This window comes from Mesorhizobium sp. M8A.F.Ca.ET.165.01.1.1 (genome assembly GCF_004792065.1).
Taxonomy (GTDB): domain Bacteria; phylum Pseudomonadota; class Alphaproteobacteria; order Rhizobiales; family Rhizobiaceae; genus Mesorhizobium.
The window spans coordinates 74,745-92,453 of the sequence record NZ_SRTH01000011.1 but is presented as its reverse complement, the minus strand read 5'-3'; the positions used below and the strand labels follow the sequence as shown (position 1 = coordinate 92,453).

Below are 17,709 nucleotides of genomic sequence, written 5' to 3'. Positions count from 1 at the left end.
TAAGTGTCTGATTTTGCTTGATATGTCTGGGAGGCTCGCATTAAGGATGACGAGTTCAGGCCGAAGCTCGGCAAAATCGGGTCGCGCGGCTCGAAGGCCGGCAAACGCTATGCCGGCCAGGTTCGTGCGGCGATCAACCGGGCTGGCGGCCGGCCGCAACGCGGTGGTCGCTTCACAGGAAGCCGGACAGGGCGCGGCGGGGCGGCCGCCGCACTGCTGAAATCGCGCGACCGGTATGCCGCCTTCCGCCAGCGCCGGGTGATCGTCAAGGCGCGGGTCGTCAAGCTCGCCGGCAAGGGCGCGGACGGGGCGCGTGCCCATCTACGCTATCTTCAGCGCGACGGGGTCACCCGCGAAGGTGAACCTGGCGAGCTCTACGGCGCCGACAGCGGCCGCGTCGACGGCAAGGCGTTCATCGATCGCGCGGACGGCGACCGCCATCAGTTCCGCTTCATCGTCGCTGCCGAAGACGGCATCGAGTACGACGACCTCAAGGCGCTGACGCGGCGGCTCATGGCGCAGATGCAGGAAGACCTCGGCACGAAGCTCGACTGGGTCGCGGTCGATCATTTCAACACCGGCCACCCGCACAGCCACATCATCGTCCGTGGCAGGGACGACCGTGGCGAGAACCTGGTCATCGCGCGCGAATATATCTCATCTGGCATCCGCGAGCGGGCGGCCGAGCTGGTCAGCCTCGATCTCGGTCCGCGAACCGACCGCGAGATTGAGCTTCGCCTGCGCCGGGAAATGGAGCAGGAACGCTTCACCAGCATCGACCGTCGGCTGCTCAGCATGCGTGATGATGACGGCCTGGTCTCGCCGGGCGGTCCCGACGCCATTCGCCAGACGCTGCACCAGGGACGGCTGCGCAAGCTCGAGCGGATGGGTCTGGCCGCGGAGGTCGGCGCTGGCTCCTGGCGCCTCGACGATGAGCTCGAAGCCACGCTGCGCCGCACCGGCGAACGCGGCGACATCATCAAGACCATGCACCGCGAACTGACCGGCAAGGGGCTTGCCCGCAGGGCCGCCGACTGGGTGATCCACGATCGATCCGGCGAGCCCGTCCAGTCTCTCGTCGGTCGCGTTGTCGCGCGTGGACTGGCCGACGAGATCAATGACCGCCATTACATGATCGTCGACGCCGTCGACGGTAAGAGCCATTGGATCAACATCGGTAGAGGCGAGGCGATGGAAACGATGCCTAATGGCTGCATCGTGCGTGTCGCGCCAAGGAACACCGAGCCGAGGCAGGTCGATCGTACCATCGCCGAAATCGCCGCCGCGCATGGCGGCCGTTACGACGTCGATATGCACCTGAAGCATGACCCATCCGCCACCGAGAGCTTTGCGCGAACGCATGTGCGGCGGCTGGAGGCGATCCGCCGCGCGACCGGCGGCGTCGAGCGAGAGCCGAACGGCACCTGGCTCATCGCGCCGGACCATCTCGATCGCGTCGCGAATTATGAGGGCCAGCGGGCCAGGGCCGAGCCTGTCGTTGCCGACAAGCTCTCCTCAATGGCGCTGGAGCGACAGGTCAGCTTCAACGGCGCCACCTGGCTCGACCGGGAGCTGGTTGCCGATAGACCCGAGCCTTTGCACGGATCCGGCTTCGGCCGCGACGTGAGAGAGGCGCAAGCTCGCCGGCGGCAGTGGCTGATCGCGCAAGGCCTCGCGCATAAAGAACAGGATGGGATCGTCTATCGAGCCAACATGCTTTCGATCCTGCGCCAGCGAGAACTGAACCGTGTTGCTGGCCAACTGTCGGAGGAACTTGGCCTGCCCTATGCCGAAGCGCGATCCGGAGGACGAGTAGAGGGTACGCTCCGCCGCTCCGTCGAGCTTGCCAGCGGAAAATATGCCGTCGTTGAAAAGTCGCGCGAGTTCACGCTGGTGCCATGGCGGCCGGTGCTTGAGCGCCATGTGGGCAAGGAGGTCTCCGGTGTCGTAAGTGGGGAGGGGATTTCATGGACCGTCGGCCGGCAAAGGAGCGGACCTGGTGTTTCGTGAGATGGTGTACAGCTTTTTAGCCAGCGGCGCGGGCAGCCATGCGAGCCCGCGTAGACCTTATGGCCGCACGCCCGCAATCGGTCGCATGGACCTGCCAGGCGGGGCGGCTTTGGAGCGTTCGGACCCGACACGCTGCGTGAGTGGCCAGACTTCGAGCGCTCGAAGATGCGGACTGTTGTCTGCTGGCCGGCGTTATTCCGGCTGGCCTATGACCGCGGCGCAACAGTTCACCGCTGAAGTTGCCACGGGCGAACATCGACAAGAGAAAAAACACCATTGCGCGATACAAATCGCCGTTGAAAGCGTTTAGGTTGCATGCGCTTCGCCAAGTAAACGGATACCCCAGAAGAGAGCCATGACCACGGCCCGCCATATCGTGACGCTGCTTAAAAGCCACATTGCCGGCGACGAGGATCGTTTCCTCTCTATCGCGATGCAGCTTGCTGCGCATGAGGCACGTCAAGGCCATGGTAAGCTTGCTCAGGAGCTCAAGGATCTGGTCGACGCAGCCAAGAGCAGGGACGCCCGGATTGTCAAGAGCAGTCGGCCGGTTCCCCTTTTTCAGCCAAAGGGCGAGCTCGCAGGGCTCCTGCATGTGCGCTATCCGGACCTGCGACTGACCGACATGATTTTGCCGGACAGTCTGCGCTCGCGCCTGCACCGCGTGCTGGGAGAGCAGCGCCAACAAGCAAGCTTGCGCGAGCACGGGCTTGTTCCCCGTCGCAAACTGCTTCTGGTCGGCCCGCCAGGATCAGGCAAGACGATGACCGCATCGGCATTGGCCGGGGAGCTTCATCTGCCCCTTTTCACGATCGTCCTCGATGGTTTGATCACCAAGTTCATGGGAGAGACTGCCGGAAAGCTGCGGCTTGTTTTTGATGCAATGCAGGCGACGCGGGGCGTCTACTTCTTTGACGAATTCGATGCCATCGGCGCGCGTCGAGGCGAACGCCAGGATGTTGGCGAGATTCGGCGCGTGCTGAATTCGTTTCTGCAGTTTCTCGAGCAAGACGACAGCCACAGCCTGATTATTGCGGCAACAAATCATCCCGAGCTGCTCGACAGAGCTTTGTTCCGCCGTTTCGACGATGTCATCGAATACGCCGTGCCCGATCGGCCGATTATAGAGGCGCTGCTTCGGGCTCGACTCGACCGCTTCGACACCAGAGGGCTTGCCTGGAACGAGGCGATCTCTCAGGCAGAGAGACTGTCGCAGGCCGAGATCACGCGCGCGGCCGACGACGCTGCAAAAACCATCATATTGCGGGGGGGGAAGCGGATCACCTCGGAAGCGCTCATCGACGCTCTGAAGGAACGCCGGCAGGCGTCGCTGTTTGAGTAGCGACAGCACAGATCATAATGGCAGACGATTTTCCGCGCGACCGCGCCCATATCCACCTTCGCAACAACGGCATTCGGGAAGCCTATCGGCGGCCCAACCAACTTATACATGCACCGCCGCTGCCGGCGCGTGATCGGGCGTCGCATGCTGCGGCCTTGACGCAATCCATCGAACAAGCGGTCGAAAGTGCACGCCAGCAGATTGCGGCGCGTGACCCCCAGCTGTCGGTCGGCACGCCTGGCTTTTACCTCGCGATCGATCTGCCCATGTCCGGACGGGCGGCCCTCGACCAGTTGGCCGATCGTCGCCAGCACATGGAGCTGGTCGCCGTCCATGAGCCAACTCAACCCGGTGCTCCCATCACAGCGTCGGTGTTCCTGCCGCAAAGCGCGCAAGCCTATTATTTGCGGAAAGTCGAGGCGTATCGAGACGTTGATACTGACCGCGGCAGACCGCGCAACGAGCCGCTCGTCTCCCGCATGGAGACAGTCAGGCTGGCGACTGCACGATCGTTGTTTACCGACCACGACGACCTCTTCCCCCAGGCCGCTGACGAGCAGGTGTGGTGGGAAGTCTGGCTGCGCGACGGTCGCCGCGAGAACTTCGAGCACATTGCCGAAGCCCTGAACATCACTTTGCGCACGCATGCGGTTAGGTTTCCGGAGCGGGTGGTCATGCTGGCCCTCGCCAGCACGGCAATGCTCGACCGCATGATTGCGCACAGCGATGTCGTCGCCGAGCTGCGGCGCGCGAAGGATACGCCGTCCTTCTTCCTGGGCCTTGGCGGCGCGGAGCAAAGGGACTGGAGCGACGAGCTTCTCGGGCGCGTCAGACCGCCTCAATCCGATATTGCGGTCTGCATTCTCGACAGCGGCGTGCGTCGCACCCACCCGTTGATCGAACCCGCACTTGCCGTTTAAGACTGGCACACCGTCAAACCGGCATGGGGCAGCGACGACACACCTGCGTGGAGCGGCCACGGGACGCGAATGGCAGGTGTCGGCCTGTACGGTGATCTGGTCCCGCTCCTGGTCGGAGGCGATCCAGTTCCATTGCCCTTTCGGCTGGAGAGTGTTCGTATCCTTCCGCCAGAAGACGAGGCAAACGATCCAGAACTCTATGGCGCGATCACCGCGGAAGCGATCGCCCGCGCCGAGGTGCAGGCGCCGGAGCGCCGCCGCGCGATCGCAATGGCTGTGACAAGCGCCAGTCCGGCGCGTGGAAGGCCCACATCGTGGTCTGCCGCTATCGACCAACTCTGTTTCGAAGAGGAACAGCGACGCTTGATCGTTCTCTCTGCCGGCAACATCGGCGATGACCTCATGCCGGCCGAGCATTTGACGCGCAACGATCTGGAAGCAGTCGATGATCCTTCTCAGGCCTGGAATGCGCTGACGGTCGGCGCTTTCACAGAAAAGGTCGATATCATTGACACCGACTTTTCGGGCTACGCTCCGATCGCGCCGGTCGGCGAGCTCTCGCCGCGCAGTCGCACTTCGGTCGTTTGGGACAGGCAGTGGCCGGTGAAGCCCGAGGTCGTCTTCGAAGGCGGCAATCTCGCCCATGACGGTGTGTTGCCCGGCGAGCCGATCGACGATCTGCAGATATTGACCACTTTCTGTCGACCCGAACTGCGCCACTTCACCACCCTCGGAGATACGAGCGCGGCAACGGCCCATGCCGCACGGATGGCGGGACTAATTCTATCAGCGCGCCCCGAGCTGTGGCCTGAATCGGTTCGCGCCCTGATCGTCCACTCGGCCGAATGGACTCCGGCGATGCGCGCACGCATCGATGCGTGCAACGGAGCGAAGGGCGAGATCCAGGCGCTCGTGCGGCGCTATGGTTACGGCGTGCCAGATCTTGGGCGCGCGCTTCTGTCAACGGTGAACGACCTCACGCTTATCGTTGAAGATGAGCTTCAGCCTTTCCAGCGCGAGGGCGGCGCGGCTGCCAAAACGCGTGACATGAAGCTGCATCGCCTGCCTTGGCCGAAGGAGCAGCTCGCGGCGCTCGGCGCTGCCCAGGTCGAGCTCCGCGTCACGCTGTCCTATTTCATCGAACCCAACCCCGGTGAACGCGGATGGACCCGCCGGCATCGTTACGCGTCCCATGGTCTTCGGTTCAGAGTAAAGTCAGCGACCGAGACAGTCGACGAATTCCGAGCCCGCATCAATCAGGCCGCTCGGGACGAGGAGGAAGGGGCGCCTGCTGGAGGCGGAGAAGAGTGGCTGCTCGGCACCTTCCGCGATCGCGGCTCGTTGCACGCCGATTTCTGGTCGGGCAGCGCCGCCGATCTCGCCGAGCGTGACGCGATCGGCGTGTTCCCGGTCGGGGGCTGGTGGAAGGAGAAGCCTTACCTGGAACGCGTCGACGCTCTGGCTCGGTACGCCCTGATTGTGACGATTCGGGCGCCTGGGGTCGATGTTGACATCTTCACACCCGTCGAAGCAGCCCTGACTGTCGAGACGTCGGTCGAGACCTGATGCAGCACTGTCCAAACCGGCCAACAACGGAGGTTTGACCAGCCTCTGGTGCCATGGCGGCTGGTGCTGGATCATCACGTCGGCACGGGATCATGCGCGGAGGACGATAGGCCGGCAAAGGAGCGGGCCAAGCGTGTCATAATGGCGCCCATGGTCACGCCCACAAGCCGCGCCCCCTGCGTCTACGGAGAGGTGCGCGTCTGCTTAGGCGGCCGAGACATCGCTTACCTGATCAACGCGCTCCGTATTTGCGCCTGTAAGCGGCAATGAAATCGTCGTCGCTACAGATGCAGCGGCCGCTGGAGTCCTTGGCCTTCGGATCGTGCAAGTGAGAGCCAAGGGGGCGCAGAAGATTCACCCGAGTGCTCGTCGTCGGGCTCATGGGAAACCCCGCACTATGCTTGACCAAATCCGCGGCAAGCATAATCCCGGCAAGCACCGACTGAAAGGCCATCGGAACCACAGTTCGAACGCGGCGACTTCCTTCGCTAAGCTGGAACACCAGACCGCCGCAGATAGCCTGCTGATAAAAGGAGCGCAGGGGCTGGCCGACAAACGGGGCTAGCGGTTCAAACGGCACAGCCATCGCTGTAGCCACGCGAACTACAAAGTCGTTGGGAACTCCGGCATTTGTCTGCAGGAGCGTTTTCACCTGCTCGTGTGCTTCCGGTATTCCGAGTTCCTCGGCAATCAGCTGGTGCTCGTCCTTGGATTTTCCGGATGGCAGGTACATGCAACAAAGGCAAGCCTGGCCGTCATCGAAACCATGCCGGGAGATACCGAGATCGTGCTCCTGCATCCAAGCGTTTGCGATCCATCGCGGCAGTGCACCTTGGACAGCCAGACGGTCGGCGGCGGTGTCAAGCGCCACACCCACTTGGTCTAAGACCCAATTGCCCCGGCGCGCAACATATTCTGCCCACGTCAGAGGGTGCGCCTCGACCTCAAGGCCAGTCGATCTAAGGGCGGTGGCTGCAAGAACCGCCTTGGACATACCAATCTCCGCCTGGCCGGCCAATGCGTAGCGCTGCAGGTTTGAGAGTTCGATCGCTTCGTGATCGATTACATGCAGACGACCCTTGAGATCGGGTTGTCTCGCTAGCGCCCAAAGCGAGCCATGGCCTATCGCACCGAGCCCAACGAGGTGGGTTTCGCCAAGGTCGACTGGGAAGTCGATCGGGCCAGCCTCCCCGGCTTTGGTCTTGTCGTAGCTGCATAGCGAGAGGTCGATGGTTTCGTCCAACTCGGCGCCGGTCAACTGGGCGGCGAAGATAGTTCGAAAGACGTTGGCGGCGCCGAAGCAACTGGCGGCGCCAGCTCCAAAAGGCAGCAGACTTGGGCCAGAGCCCACCGGGTCCGTACGCGACAGCTTTGCCGCCCAACCGTCCGATCCCACGAAAAAGATCGGGCACCGGAGTGATGGGCGCGTTACCCCTGCAACGACGCAGACGGTGGCAGACTTGCCGGAACGCCGGATGCCGACTTTTGGATTGATCGACTTTGCCAAGCGCTCCAGCGCTTGGGCTTGAGAGCTCGCCGCGCTGTCCAGCGGGAGTATCGCCAGAACCGGGTAGAGCCTAGCGAGCAATCTCACCGCAAGATCTAGTGTCGCCTGGCCTTCGGCGCAGGAAGCGGCCTGATGGTCGAAGGCGACTGCCACGACCTGCTTTTCAAGAGCTGCTTTGAAGTCTCCCAGATGAAAATCGGCCAGGACCTGAGATGCCGCCGTGGCGGCACGATCGATGAAGTTAGCGAATGCCATTGTTCAACTCGATATCATGATCATTCGCGACAGTGCCGCGGGAGGGAGCGCATTCCATTTGGCCTTTTCGTCAAGCCGATAGGCGGCGACCCGAGCAAAATCGAAAGGCTCGCGGGCGAAATTCGGCACTACCAGCGACAGACACCCAACCGTGGTAGCAACCGCATAAGCGTCGTCCGTCGTCGAATGGTAGGCGCGGCCCGGATGGCTGTGAATCTGGGCCAAGAGTTTCAGGCCGCTTTTGTAGAGCCAGACATTGAGCCGGTGCAGTTCTTCGGCCGCAACGATCACGCAAACGCCATCGTTTGTCCGAATGTGACGCTGCGCCGGGATAACCGTCTCTGTTACGGCAAAGTGCCGGTCTTGCTGAACGCCGACCCAGAGCGCCATCCCCTCATTGCCTTCGCGACCAACTGAGCGCAGATGCCCATGCGTGGTCGAGATGCAGCCGCGCGGGAGAGTCACGATCGTTACATCTCTCAAACCAGTCATTCTTGTATCGCCTGAGGGGATACCACCATTCCTACGATTGCCGGTGGGAGTTGAATCTGCAACTGCTCTATAGGAATGATTCCGTACTTGATGATCTTGTCCAGGATGAAGGCCAAACAGCCTTCGCCAGAACCCCGATGAAGTAGCCATGGATCACCTGAATGGGCTGGATTGTCGTGGTATTCCCGGACGCCCGCCATGCACAGGAATGGTTCGTCCTCGGGACTGTTGGCCTGGATGAAGTCCGTCAGCGGCACGGCGTTCTGCTGGATGAGAGCTCCTATCATCTCCGGCGGCGTTCCGGGCAGCGGCGGACGTCTAAGCATTTTCAGGTATAGATCTTTCCGGGCAATCGGATGACGCGTAAACGGATCGACGAAGACCACGGACGGTGGTCTTAAGTCGTAGTCGGTGAAGTCGACCTCGCTCGCTGCGCTGATCACCCGTGGTTTTAACTTGAGGCTTGCGAAAATGAAGAAAGCGCGCGGAAAGGTCGCCTCGATCAAGAAGCAGCCCTGAGCCCGATAGACATCAGCATATGGCCGGAACCGGCCGATCTCCCGATCAAACTTCGCTCGGGAGACCTCCGGATCCACACTTTGGGGTTTAGGCACCTGCGACGCCCGCCTTCAGGCTGAGGAACAGGGTCACAGTATTCGGGAAACCGAAATCGCCAAGCTTCTTGTCGACGTCGAGCAAGTTGCCGGCCTCATCCTTCAATTCCCAATTCTCGGCTGGTTGGGCGACATTCTGCGTGTTCTCAAGGGCTTTGGTACGAATGACGTGAAGCGGCTGGTTGGGATTGGCTTCGACCTGCGTGGGCTGGCCGTTCACCACCATCGTGATCTCGATCTTGCCCGGCCCGCCGCCGTGATTATCGCCCTTACCCGAATCCTTCGACATTGTCCTACTCCTGTGGCTTGCCAACCGTCCCACGCCCTGGCGCCCACCTGCGAGTGAGACCGGCGGTCTTCAATCGTTCACCCGGCGCCACGGCCGCGAGTACGCGAAAGACAGGGGATAAGCTACCGAATCGGTGCTTGCCTTCTTTTATGGGTGACTTGAGCCGCAAGTAAATGGTCTCAAATTGCTCCTCACAACTATAATCGATTATAGCAATGCGAAAATATTGGCGACACGCCTATTCATCTGCTCTCTCACTCGCCTGCTCCGTGCTTGGCAAGGGGAGCTTTGACTGCGTCACGCGTCCCCCAATCCTGCAACGCATTCACCCGAGCCTGCGCGACACCAGCGCCCGCACCGGCCGTGATCCGCAGAACGAAACGCTGATCGTGGCGTTCTATCGCGAACTGGCGCTGCTGTTCTGGCTAGACGATTGCAACGACGTTGGCCTGATCGCGCCGGAGCAGCTCGCCGCCGTGGAGCAGGCGCTGGGGCACGGCGTACCGTGCGTTCTCTCCGGATTCGAGGGCTGCGCTCAGCTGCGCGCTTCGCTGGTGCTGGATCGGCGAACGGCGCCGGCCACGGTGGCCGCTGGCTGGGAGTACATCCATTTCGAACACTGCGCACTGCCCGAGTTGGACCTGACGCAGATCGACCTGCGCGCCTCGCTGCTGGGCAAGGCTATGCGCGCGCCGCTGCTGATCAGCTCTATGGCCGGCGGCATGCCACGGGCCGAGGCCATCAACCGGCATTTGAGCGAGGCAGCGCAAGCCTTGCGGATCGCCATGTGCGGTTCGCAGCGTGTGAGCCTGCAATCCCGTAACTCCCAGGGGCTAACGCGCGCGCTGCGCCGCCTGGCGCCAGACATTCCCTTGCTGGCCAATATCGGCGCCGCGCAACTGCGGGAGGCCGACGGCCTGGACCTGGCGCGTCGCGCGGTGGACGCGCTGGAGGCCGATGGGCTCATCGTCCATCTCAATCCGCTGCAGGAAGCGGTACAGCCGGGAGGGCGACCGCGACTGGCGCGGCGTCCTGGCGCTGATCGCTGGCGCCGCGCGCATCGTGGGCGTGCCGATCGTGGCCAAGGAAGTGGGGGCGGCCTGTCCGCCTCGGTGGCCTGTGCGCTCGTCGAGGCGGGCGTGGCGGTAATCGATGTCGCCGGCGCCGGCGGCACCAGTTGGGCCGCAGTGGAGGGCGAGCGCGCCCGCAATGCCGCCGACCGTGCAGTGGCGATGTCATTCGCCAATTGGGGGATTCCCACCCTGACCAGCGTGCAGGCGGTGCGTCGGGCGCTGCCAACGGTGAAGCTGATCGCGTCGGGCGGGATCCGCGATGGCGTCGACGTGGCCAAGGCCATCCGCCTGGGCGCGGACATCGCCGGGCAGGCGGCCAGCGTGCTGGGCGCGGCGACAGTGTCCACCGAGGCCGTTGTCGCGCATTTCGAGATCGTCATCCGCCAGTTGTTGGGTCACCATCAAACCAATTTGACGCCCCGGGACAATATCGTCCGGCATTGTCCGGTGTGCGACGATGTTGGGGATGCGACATAGGCGGATTGCCGTGTATTAAACCGCTTTTCCTTTGGCACGCATATTGCGCCCTATCGGTAAACCTCGTCATGGGCCGGCGGCAATCGCTCGGAGATTGTCGAAATAGCACAATCTGCCGGGGTGACATCCGGCCCGACTAGAGCAGGACCTTTCAGATGATGCAGAAAAGCAAGCGGCCATACTCGCGGGGAAATAGTCGCGTCAGGGCTGCATGGACGCTCTTTCCTGGTTGTTTCGGCGACGGACGCCAACTCTTCAATCGGCACCCGAACCAGTGCCTGGATGTCCAAGGAGCGCCCCTGTTGCGCGTGCCTGGCTGCACCCGCGTGCTGGCTCTCCTCCAAGGCGACGCTCGGCGCTGCTGCAGACCGGCGACGAGAACCCAACTTCAAAATTAGCATTCCGAAAACCGAAAGAAGTGAACAGGTATGTCCAGGATCGGCGCTTTGACGCGCGCGGCATGGCGATCGGCAACTCAGACGCTGGCCAAGGGTTCGAAAAGTTTACACCCGACGCTAGCGCCGGCCGATTTCAAGCGCGCACTTACGATCAACGATCGATATGGCGGGCTCACTGTCAATGTCCCCAAAATGCCTTTCTGGCTGACCGGGGGTGAAGCCTTCGTCTACCGCCGGACTAGCCACGGCGAGCAGCAGTTCATGCAGGTCGATGCTGCCACGGGTTTCAAGCGGCCCGCTTTCGATCAGGCGCGTCTGGCGGCAGCGCTAAACAAGGTGAGCCATGAGAGCTATCAAGCCGGCAATCTTCCGTTCGACCGTTTCGAACTGAGTGAGGATGGTCGCAGGCTCGACTTCCAGATTGAAGACACCCGGTGGAGCTGCGACCTTGCAAGCTATGACTGTACCAGCACCACATTCGATGCAAGGAAAGGGGACCGTAGGGAGCTCAGCCACCGCTACACGCCGCCAGCGGAGAACAACCCCGACAAGAGCAACGCGTCGCCCGACGGCAAATGGATCGCCTATATCAAGAACTGCAACGTTTTCCTGCGCAGCGAGGACGGATTGCAGGATGTTCCTCTGAGCCGGGACGGAGCCGAAGGCAATTGCTACGTCTTTTCGACGCTGAGCTGGTCGCCGGACTCGCGCCACCTCGCCGCTTACCTTGTTCGCCCCGGCTATAGGCGAGAGGTCCGCTACCTCAATTCATCGACGGACCAGTTGGAGCGGGAATATTCAACAATATTCTATCCCAGGCCGGGCGATGTCCTTCCGCTGCCCCAACCAGTCCTGTTCGACATTGCCGGCCGGCGCCAGATCGTGATTGACGGTGCCCTCTTCTCGAACGTCTTCGAACTTTCCCCTCTCCGGTGGTGGGCGGACAGCCGCGGCTTCACTTTCGAATATAACCAGCGCGGGCATCAGCTCTATCGCTTGGTCGAGGTAGACGCCGCCTCGGGCCGCGGGCGCTCCCTGATCGATGAGACCAGCGAGACATTCGTGGATTATTTGCCGCTGGGGCATGGCCAGGAGGATGCCGGAAAAATCTTCCGTTACGATGTCGATGACGGGAAGGAGATCATCTGGGCATCAGAGCGCGACGGGTATGAGCATTTGTATCTTTTCAACGGCCGGACAGGCGCGCTCGAAAACCAGATCACCCGAGGTGAGTGGGTCGTCCGGAGGGTCAACCATGTCGATCCGGTGAAGCGTCAGATCTGGTTCGAGGCGAGCGGGATGAACTCGCAGGAGGACCCCTATTGGGTCCATGCTTACCGCATCGGCTTTGACGGCAAGGGACTGACTGCACTGACGCCCGAACCGGCCAACCACCATATCGAGTTCTCGCCTGACAGGCGCTATTATGTCGATCTCTGGTCACGCATCGATCTGCCCCCGCGCATGGCACTCTACCGCGCCAGCGACAATGCCAAGCTCCAGCAGATCGAGACGGCCGACATTTCCGAGCTCGTCGCCGCAGGCTGGCAGCCGCCGCTCAGTTTCCATTCCAAGGGGCGCGACGGCAAAACTGACATCTGGGGTGTGCTCCACCTGCCAGCCAACTTCGACCCGACGAAGAAATACCCGGTTGTGGAGAATATCTATGCTGGACCCCACGGCTCCTTCGTCCCAAAATCCTTCTCGCGGTGGACAGAGCCGCTCACGCAGCTGGGCTTCGTCGTTGCTCAGATCGACGGCATGGGCACCAACAACCGCTCCCGCGCCTTCCATGATGTTGCTTGGAAGAATCTGAAGGACGCAGGATTTCCCGATCGCATTCTGTGGCACAAGGCGGCGGCCGCGCAATATCCATGGTACGACATATCCAACGTCGGCATTTTTGGCGCATCCGCCGGCGGCCAGAGTGCAGTCAGCGCGCTGCTCTTTCACCCCGATTTCTACAAGGTCGCCGTCGCCAAAAACGGCTGCTTCGACAACAGGATAGACAAGACCTGGTGGAATGAACTGTGGATGGGGTGGCCGGTCGGCATTGAATATTCGCAATCCTCCGCCGTTGACAATGCTCACAGGCTGCAGGGCAAGCTGATGATCGCGGTCGGCGAAATGGATGATAATGTCGATCCGTTTTGCTCGTTCCAGCTTGCCGATCGACTCATCAAGGCAGGAAAAGATTTTGACATTGTCTACGTTCCTGGTGCCAATCACCATACTCTAGGCACCTACACCGAGCGCAAACTCCTAGACTTCTTCGTTCGCAACATTCTCGGTCAGACCCCGCCCGACTGGAACAGCAAACCGATCGAGCTGGAGTAGCTTGTGGCTCTTGCAATTGTTAGCTCGCCTTATCGGCTGTAATCAGGGCGAGGCGCGAGCAAATCTGCACCGAAGGACGATCGTGGAGTCTAGGACTTGCGCTGCGTATTGAGGATAGGCTCGCCGCGACGTTGGTCTGAGCAAACTGCTTGATAGGCACGCCTGCAGACCGCGTGTGTGCGATTGCAAGATCCCCTATCAGCCTGGTGTGAAGCGTTCAGGGGAAAAGCCGCACCCAACGCCGCTTCCGCTCGCCGTAACGCTACGGCGGTGCGGCCCACCCGATCCGCTCGACGAGCATAGGAACACATAGGTCCCCGAACGGACGATTACCTTGGCAATAGAAGACCCTCGTCGGTCATCGCCGCTGTGGGTGGCAGCCCGTCGGTCTGGAGCTGCCACGATTCTCATCCTCGCGTCACATATGAGCTGAAGCTTTCCGGATCGGGTATCCAATCGGCATCCAGTTGCTCGGCGATATGGTTGAATTCTACCTCAGGACAAGAGTGAGTAGAGCAGCCCCGCTACGAAAATCCTATCCTGGTTCGTTTGACGCATCGACTATTCAGATTGATTGGCGTGATACCCGGCGCGGCCGCAACACGCTAGGCCGTCAACCGCTGAGCAGAAAACCAGCCTTCGCCTTCCGCGGCGGCGGACCTCGTCAGCCTTTCGAAAGCTTGCCTGAGTAGGTTGCTCATGTGATCTGTGGAAGTGAGGCTAGCGTGCACCCGTACAAACTGGACATTCATCGTAGCAGCTTGGCTGCAGGTGCAGCACGCCGTACCGCACGAGCAAGCGGACAAGCCGGCCAAGCCGGTTTTGAGCAGCACTTGGGCGAATTGCAGGCGGCGGATGAGTTGATGAGTGCACCAGGCGAGGATGTCCTCGTCAATGGCTCGCATGGCAAAGGTGAGTTGAGACCAACGAAGAGGCAGAGGATCCAAAGCAATCTGCAGCATGCTGTCACTGAGCGGCAACCAGGTCAGGTTGGTGACTCAGGCGCTCGCGCGATGATGCAACTCCCTGCCCATCAGGTGGGTACATCGGAACGGGAGGCGCAGCTCGCGATGCAGGGGGATGAGCACGAATACACCCCAGCGCCGCATCTCGATGGGTCGATGCCCTCGACAGTGCAGCCGGATCGTCCAATTGTGGCCCCCGACGGTGCCGACAAGCGTCCTGTTTATTCCAACGATGCCACCGCCATCGAAGGGCTGAAGTCTGCACTCCTTGCGGGTAAAGCCAGGCCGGACACGGTCACTCGCAGCGCAAATTCTCTTTTCGGCTTTAGTCGTTGGCTCTTTCAAAACAAAAAGCCAGGGTTTGCTGCTCGGCTTTACCATCCGTCGCTGAGCCAGGATCTCGAGGAGTACGAGAGTAGGGGTGGTTCCTCCACAGTGGCTGGCGCACTGCGTCAACTGATGAAGCCGATAGGCGGAGCCGCCCCGATTGTGGGTCGCGCTGTCCTGAACCCCCATCCTGACGACGCCGCGCTCACTAGACATTTCAGATCCGCGAGCGGCTACGCAACTGCTCTTAACCATTTCAGTCATTACCTACGTCAAAATGACAAGCTCGGGATTGCGGGCCGGATTTACGATGAATCGCTGGATAAAGATGTTGAGAGCTACAAGGCCGCCTCCTCTACTCGTGGAGCTCCGATCGAATCTGCACTGGTTTATATCCGCAAGCACCCGCCGCGCGTTATACTCGGGAGTCATCTGGAAAACGCGGTCAGCATGGAGGCTCGTCCCCGTGGCGACGCTGCTCAGCATACCGCACCACAGCAGGGATTCGATTGGCCAGAGGAGCTCCTGCCGGTAGGTTATAAGGAGGGCACCGATCTACCATTGTCTCTCGCCCCAACCGCGCACCAACACCAAGCACCCGACTTTGGAGAGGCCGTCCCTCACTTGAACTGGCGCCACGGCGACCAGGGCGCCCCGGAGGGGCTGGTAGCTGCACGGGACAGGAGCAGCCCGCTGCCAAGCGAGGCGGTGCCACATAAATCTGGACGGGGACTCGCTACGCAGCCCAGATTGTGGGCGGAGAAATCCGCCTCGCCAGAGCTCTTTCGACGGCGGGCGGAGCAGGCTCTGCCGGCGTCCGCCAGAGGTGTGGAGACATCCTCCGCGGTTGATGAAGCCGCCGCTCGCCAAGCTTTGGCTTGGTTGCAGCAGGAGATGGAGGGGATCGAACCGATGCAGGATCCTCATAAGGTGGCTACACCGGAATCTGAGGCGCAGCTCGTCAGGCAGAGGGATGAACACGAATCCACCCCAGCACCGCATCCCGGAGGTGGTGGTTCGATGTCCTCGACAGTGCAGCCGGATCGTCCAATTGTAGTCCCCAACGGTTCCGACAAGCGTCCTGTCTATTCCAACGATGCGACCGCTATCGAAGGGCTGAGGGCAGCATTCCACGCGGGTAAGGCCAGCGCGAACACGGTCACTTTCAATGTAAATTCTCTTTTCGGCTTTAGTCGGTGGCTCCTTCAAAACAACAAGCCAGGGTTTGCTGCTCGGCTTTACCATTCGTCGCTGGATCAGGATCTCAAGGAGTACGAGAGTACGGGTGGTTCCTCCACCGTGGCTGGCGCACTGCGTTACCTCAAGAAGTCGACAAGCGGAGCCCCGATTATGGGTCGCCCTCTCGTGATCCCCTATCCTGACGATGCCGAGCTCATTAGAGATTACAGAGCCGCTTCGACCAAGGAGTACCTGGCAGCGCCTGCGACCGGACGGAATCCAGATACCGTGGGCGGCTATACAAATTTTCTTAGACATTTTAGCCAGTATCTGCGTCAAAATAACAAGCCTGGGATTGCCGCTCGGATTCACGACAAATCGCTGGATAAAGATGTTGAGAGCTTCAAGGCTGTCTCCTATGGTAATAGACTAAGTATCGGTTCTGCATTGGCTCACCTCCGGGATATCCTGCCGCGCATTGTGCTCGGGCGCGAAACTGTCCTTGCTGCTCATCCGGCAGACGCAGTCACCAGGCGCGTTGGGGCCGCTGCTGAAGCTGGGCCAGCGGCACCGGCAAGAGCTCCCCAACCCGCCTCGCCAGCAACCGCTAAGCTGCCAGGCACCTACCGCGGCCTTCCACTGGTTGATGTGACCACACTGACGACCAGTTCCTCTGGGGCTCAGATCGGGGCGCTCGATCCGACAGCCCCGTCCAACGTTGCAACGGGGCGGGTGCTCGGCGCCGCCGAATGGCTGAGCGACGCCCATGTCCAGAGAGATTACAATTTGCTGGAGCGGCAACTGCAGGGGATCAATCCGGCGCTCGCTGCCCGGACTCGGCTGGTGGATCCTTCCGTATCCCATCTACTGCGACACACGTCGCCGCAAGACGCTCGAGGCATATTGCAGTCCATCTATAATCAAAACAACGCCACAGCCGACTTCCTGTTCTTGCCAGTGAATAATGGCACGGCTACTAGCCCCGGCACCCATTGGTCGCTGCTGCTCGTTGATCGCCGCGACCCCGAAAGGCGGTTCGCCTATCACTACGACTCCCTCCAGCGAGAGGGATATAACGACGTGCCTGCAAAACAGCTCGCAGGACTGCTGAATGCTACCTTGGCGCCAGCCCCCATGGCCAGACAGACGAACCATTATGATTGCGGCGTATTTGTCCTGGAGGGCACGTGGGCGCTGGTTGAACGATTGGTGAAAGGGCAGCGGCCAGACCACGAGCCGCTGCCCCTCGACAACCTCGTTGCCGATCGGCAGGCGCTGCAAGACCGGCTAAGGAGGCGCTTGCCGCACGAGGAAGAGCCGCGGCAGCTGCTGGAGGATGAACCCGCCTCCCCACCGATGATGGCATTCGAGCCAGGGGAACTGCGGCAACTGTTGGAAGACGAGCCTGACTCCCCACCAATGATGGCGTTCGAGTCAGGGGAACTGCGGCAACTGTTGGAAGACGAGCCTGCCTCCCCACCAATGATGGCGTTCGAGTCAGGGGAACTGCGGCAACTGTTGGAGGACGAGCCTGCCTCCCCACCAATGATGGCGTTCGAGCCAGGGGAACTGCGGCAGCTGTTGGAGGATGAACCCGCTTCCCCACCGATGATGGCGTTCGAGCCAGGGGAACTGCGGCAGCTGTTGGAGGATGAACCCGCTTCCCCACCGATGATGGCGTTCGAGCCAGGGGAACTGCGGCAACTGTTGAATGATGAGCCTGCCTCCACTTGGGCACAAATCAATTCGACCCCACATGCGCGAGCGGACGGTGTTCATCAGCCAGCCCAGGCGCCCTGGCTCCCTGAACGCAGAAGATAACTTTGCGGAGGAGCGGTCACGCAACTGTCGGCGGCGCCGGGCCTCAGGGTGAATGGAGAGGATGGTGTCGCGTGAAGGCGCAACACGCGTGCTGACCGACCTGCATAGTAGGAAGTCGTTCATTGCTCCCAAATCGT

8 protein-coding genes and 3 pseudogenes are annotated in these 17,709 nt (G+C 61.3%); 7 read left to right on the top strand and 4 right to left on the bottom strand.

Annotation, left to right across the window (positions count from 1 at the left end; translation table 11 throughout):
- Positions 1 to 39: 39 nt before the first annotated feature.
- From rlxS to EN808_RS24995, 3 genes and pseudogenes are all read left to right on the top strand, one after another.
- The gene (gene rlxS, locus EN808_RS25005) at positions 40 to 2,010 is read left to right on the top strand and encodes a relaxase/mobilization nuclease RlxS (protein WP_024505648.1); all 1,971 of its coding nucleotides are present in this window, start codon (positions 40 to 42) and stop codon (positions 2,008 to 2,010) included.
- Between the two features lie 355 nt (positions 2,011 to 2,365).
- Complete coding sequence (locus EN808_RS25000) at positions 2,366 to 3,352, top strand: ATP-binding protein (RefSeq protein ID WP_126057775.1); 987 nt, start codon at positions 2,366 to 2,368, stop codon at positions 3,350 to 3,352.
- A gap of 17 nt (positions 3,353 to 3,369) precedes the next feature.
- Positions 3,370 to 5,838, top strand: a pseudogene (locus tag EN808_RS24995) (S8 family peptidase).
- 232 nt (positions 5,839 to 6,070) lie between these two features.
- Here EN808_RS24995 and EN808_RS24990 read toward each other — a convergent pair.
- Genes EN808_RS24990 through EN808_RS24975 form a run of 4 tightly spaced genes read right to left on the bottom strand, consistent with a single transcriptional unit; the run spans position 6,071 to position 8,995 of the window.
- Positions 6,071 to 7,600, bottom strand: coding sequence for an E2 ligase fold family C protein (locus EN808_RS24990; RefSeq protein WP_126057776.1), 1,530 nt, complete (start codon positions 7,598 to 7,600; stop codon positions 6,071 to 6,073).
- A 3-nt stretch (positions 7,601 to 7,603) separates the two neighbouring features.
- Positions 7,604 to 8,092, bottom strand: coding sequence for a Mov34/MPN/PAD-1 family protein (locus tag EN808_RS24985; RefSeq protein ID WP_126057777.1), 489 nt, complete (start codon positions 8,090 to 8,092; stop codon positions 7,604 to 7,606).
- Positions 8,089 to 8,706, bottom strand: a complete 618-nt coding sequence (locus EN808_RS24980) for a putative metal-binding protein (RefSeq protein WP_126057778.1) — start codon at positions 8,704 to 8,706, stop codon at positions 8,089 to 8,091. The genes EN808_RS24985 and EN808_RS24980 overlap by 4 nt, the downstream gene beginning before the upstream one ends.
- On the bottom strand, positions 8,699 to 8,995 hold the full coding sequence (locus tag EN808_RS24975) for a DUF2604 domain-containing protein (protein WP_126057779.1): 297 nt from the start codon (positions 8,993 to 8,995) through the stop codon (positions 8,699 to 8,701). The genes EN808_RS24980 and EN808_RS24975 overlap by 8 nt, the downstream gene beginning before the upstream one ends.
- Positions 8,996 to 9,306: 311 nt before the next feature.
- Here EN808_RS24975 and EN808_RS36795 point away from each other — a divergent pair.
- The 4 genes and pseudogenes from EN808_RS36795 to EN808_RS24960 form a co-directional block, all read left to right on the top strand.
- Positions 9,307 to 9,546 (top strand): annotated as a pseudogene (locus tag EN808_RS36795) (hypothetical protein); the annotation flags it as partial.
- Positions 9,535 to 10,458, top strand: a pseudogene (gene fni, locus EN808_RS24970) (type 2 isopentenyl-diphosphate Delta-isomerase); the annotation flags it as partial. The pseudogenes EN808_RS36795 and fni, both read left to right, overlap by 12 nt.
- Positions 10,459 to 10,973: 515 nt before the next feature.
- Positions 10,974 to 13,280 carry a S9 family peptidase gene (locus EN808_RS24965; protein WP_126080685.1) on the top strand — a complete coding sequence of 769 codons (2,307 nt, stop codon included), beginning with the start codon at positions 10,974 to 10,976 and terminating at the stop codon, positions 13,278 to 13,280.
- A gap of 833 nt (positions 13,281 to 14,113) precedes the next feature.
- Positions 14,114 to 17,572, top strand: a complete 3,459-nt coding sequence (locus EN808_RS24960) for a Ulp1 family isopeptidase (RefSeq protein ID WP_245525122.1) — start codon at positions 14,114 to 14,116, stop codon at positions 17,570 to 17,572.
- The last annotated feature ends 137 nt before the right edge of the window (positions 17,573 to 17,709 follow it).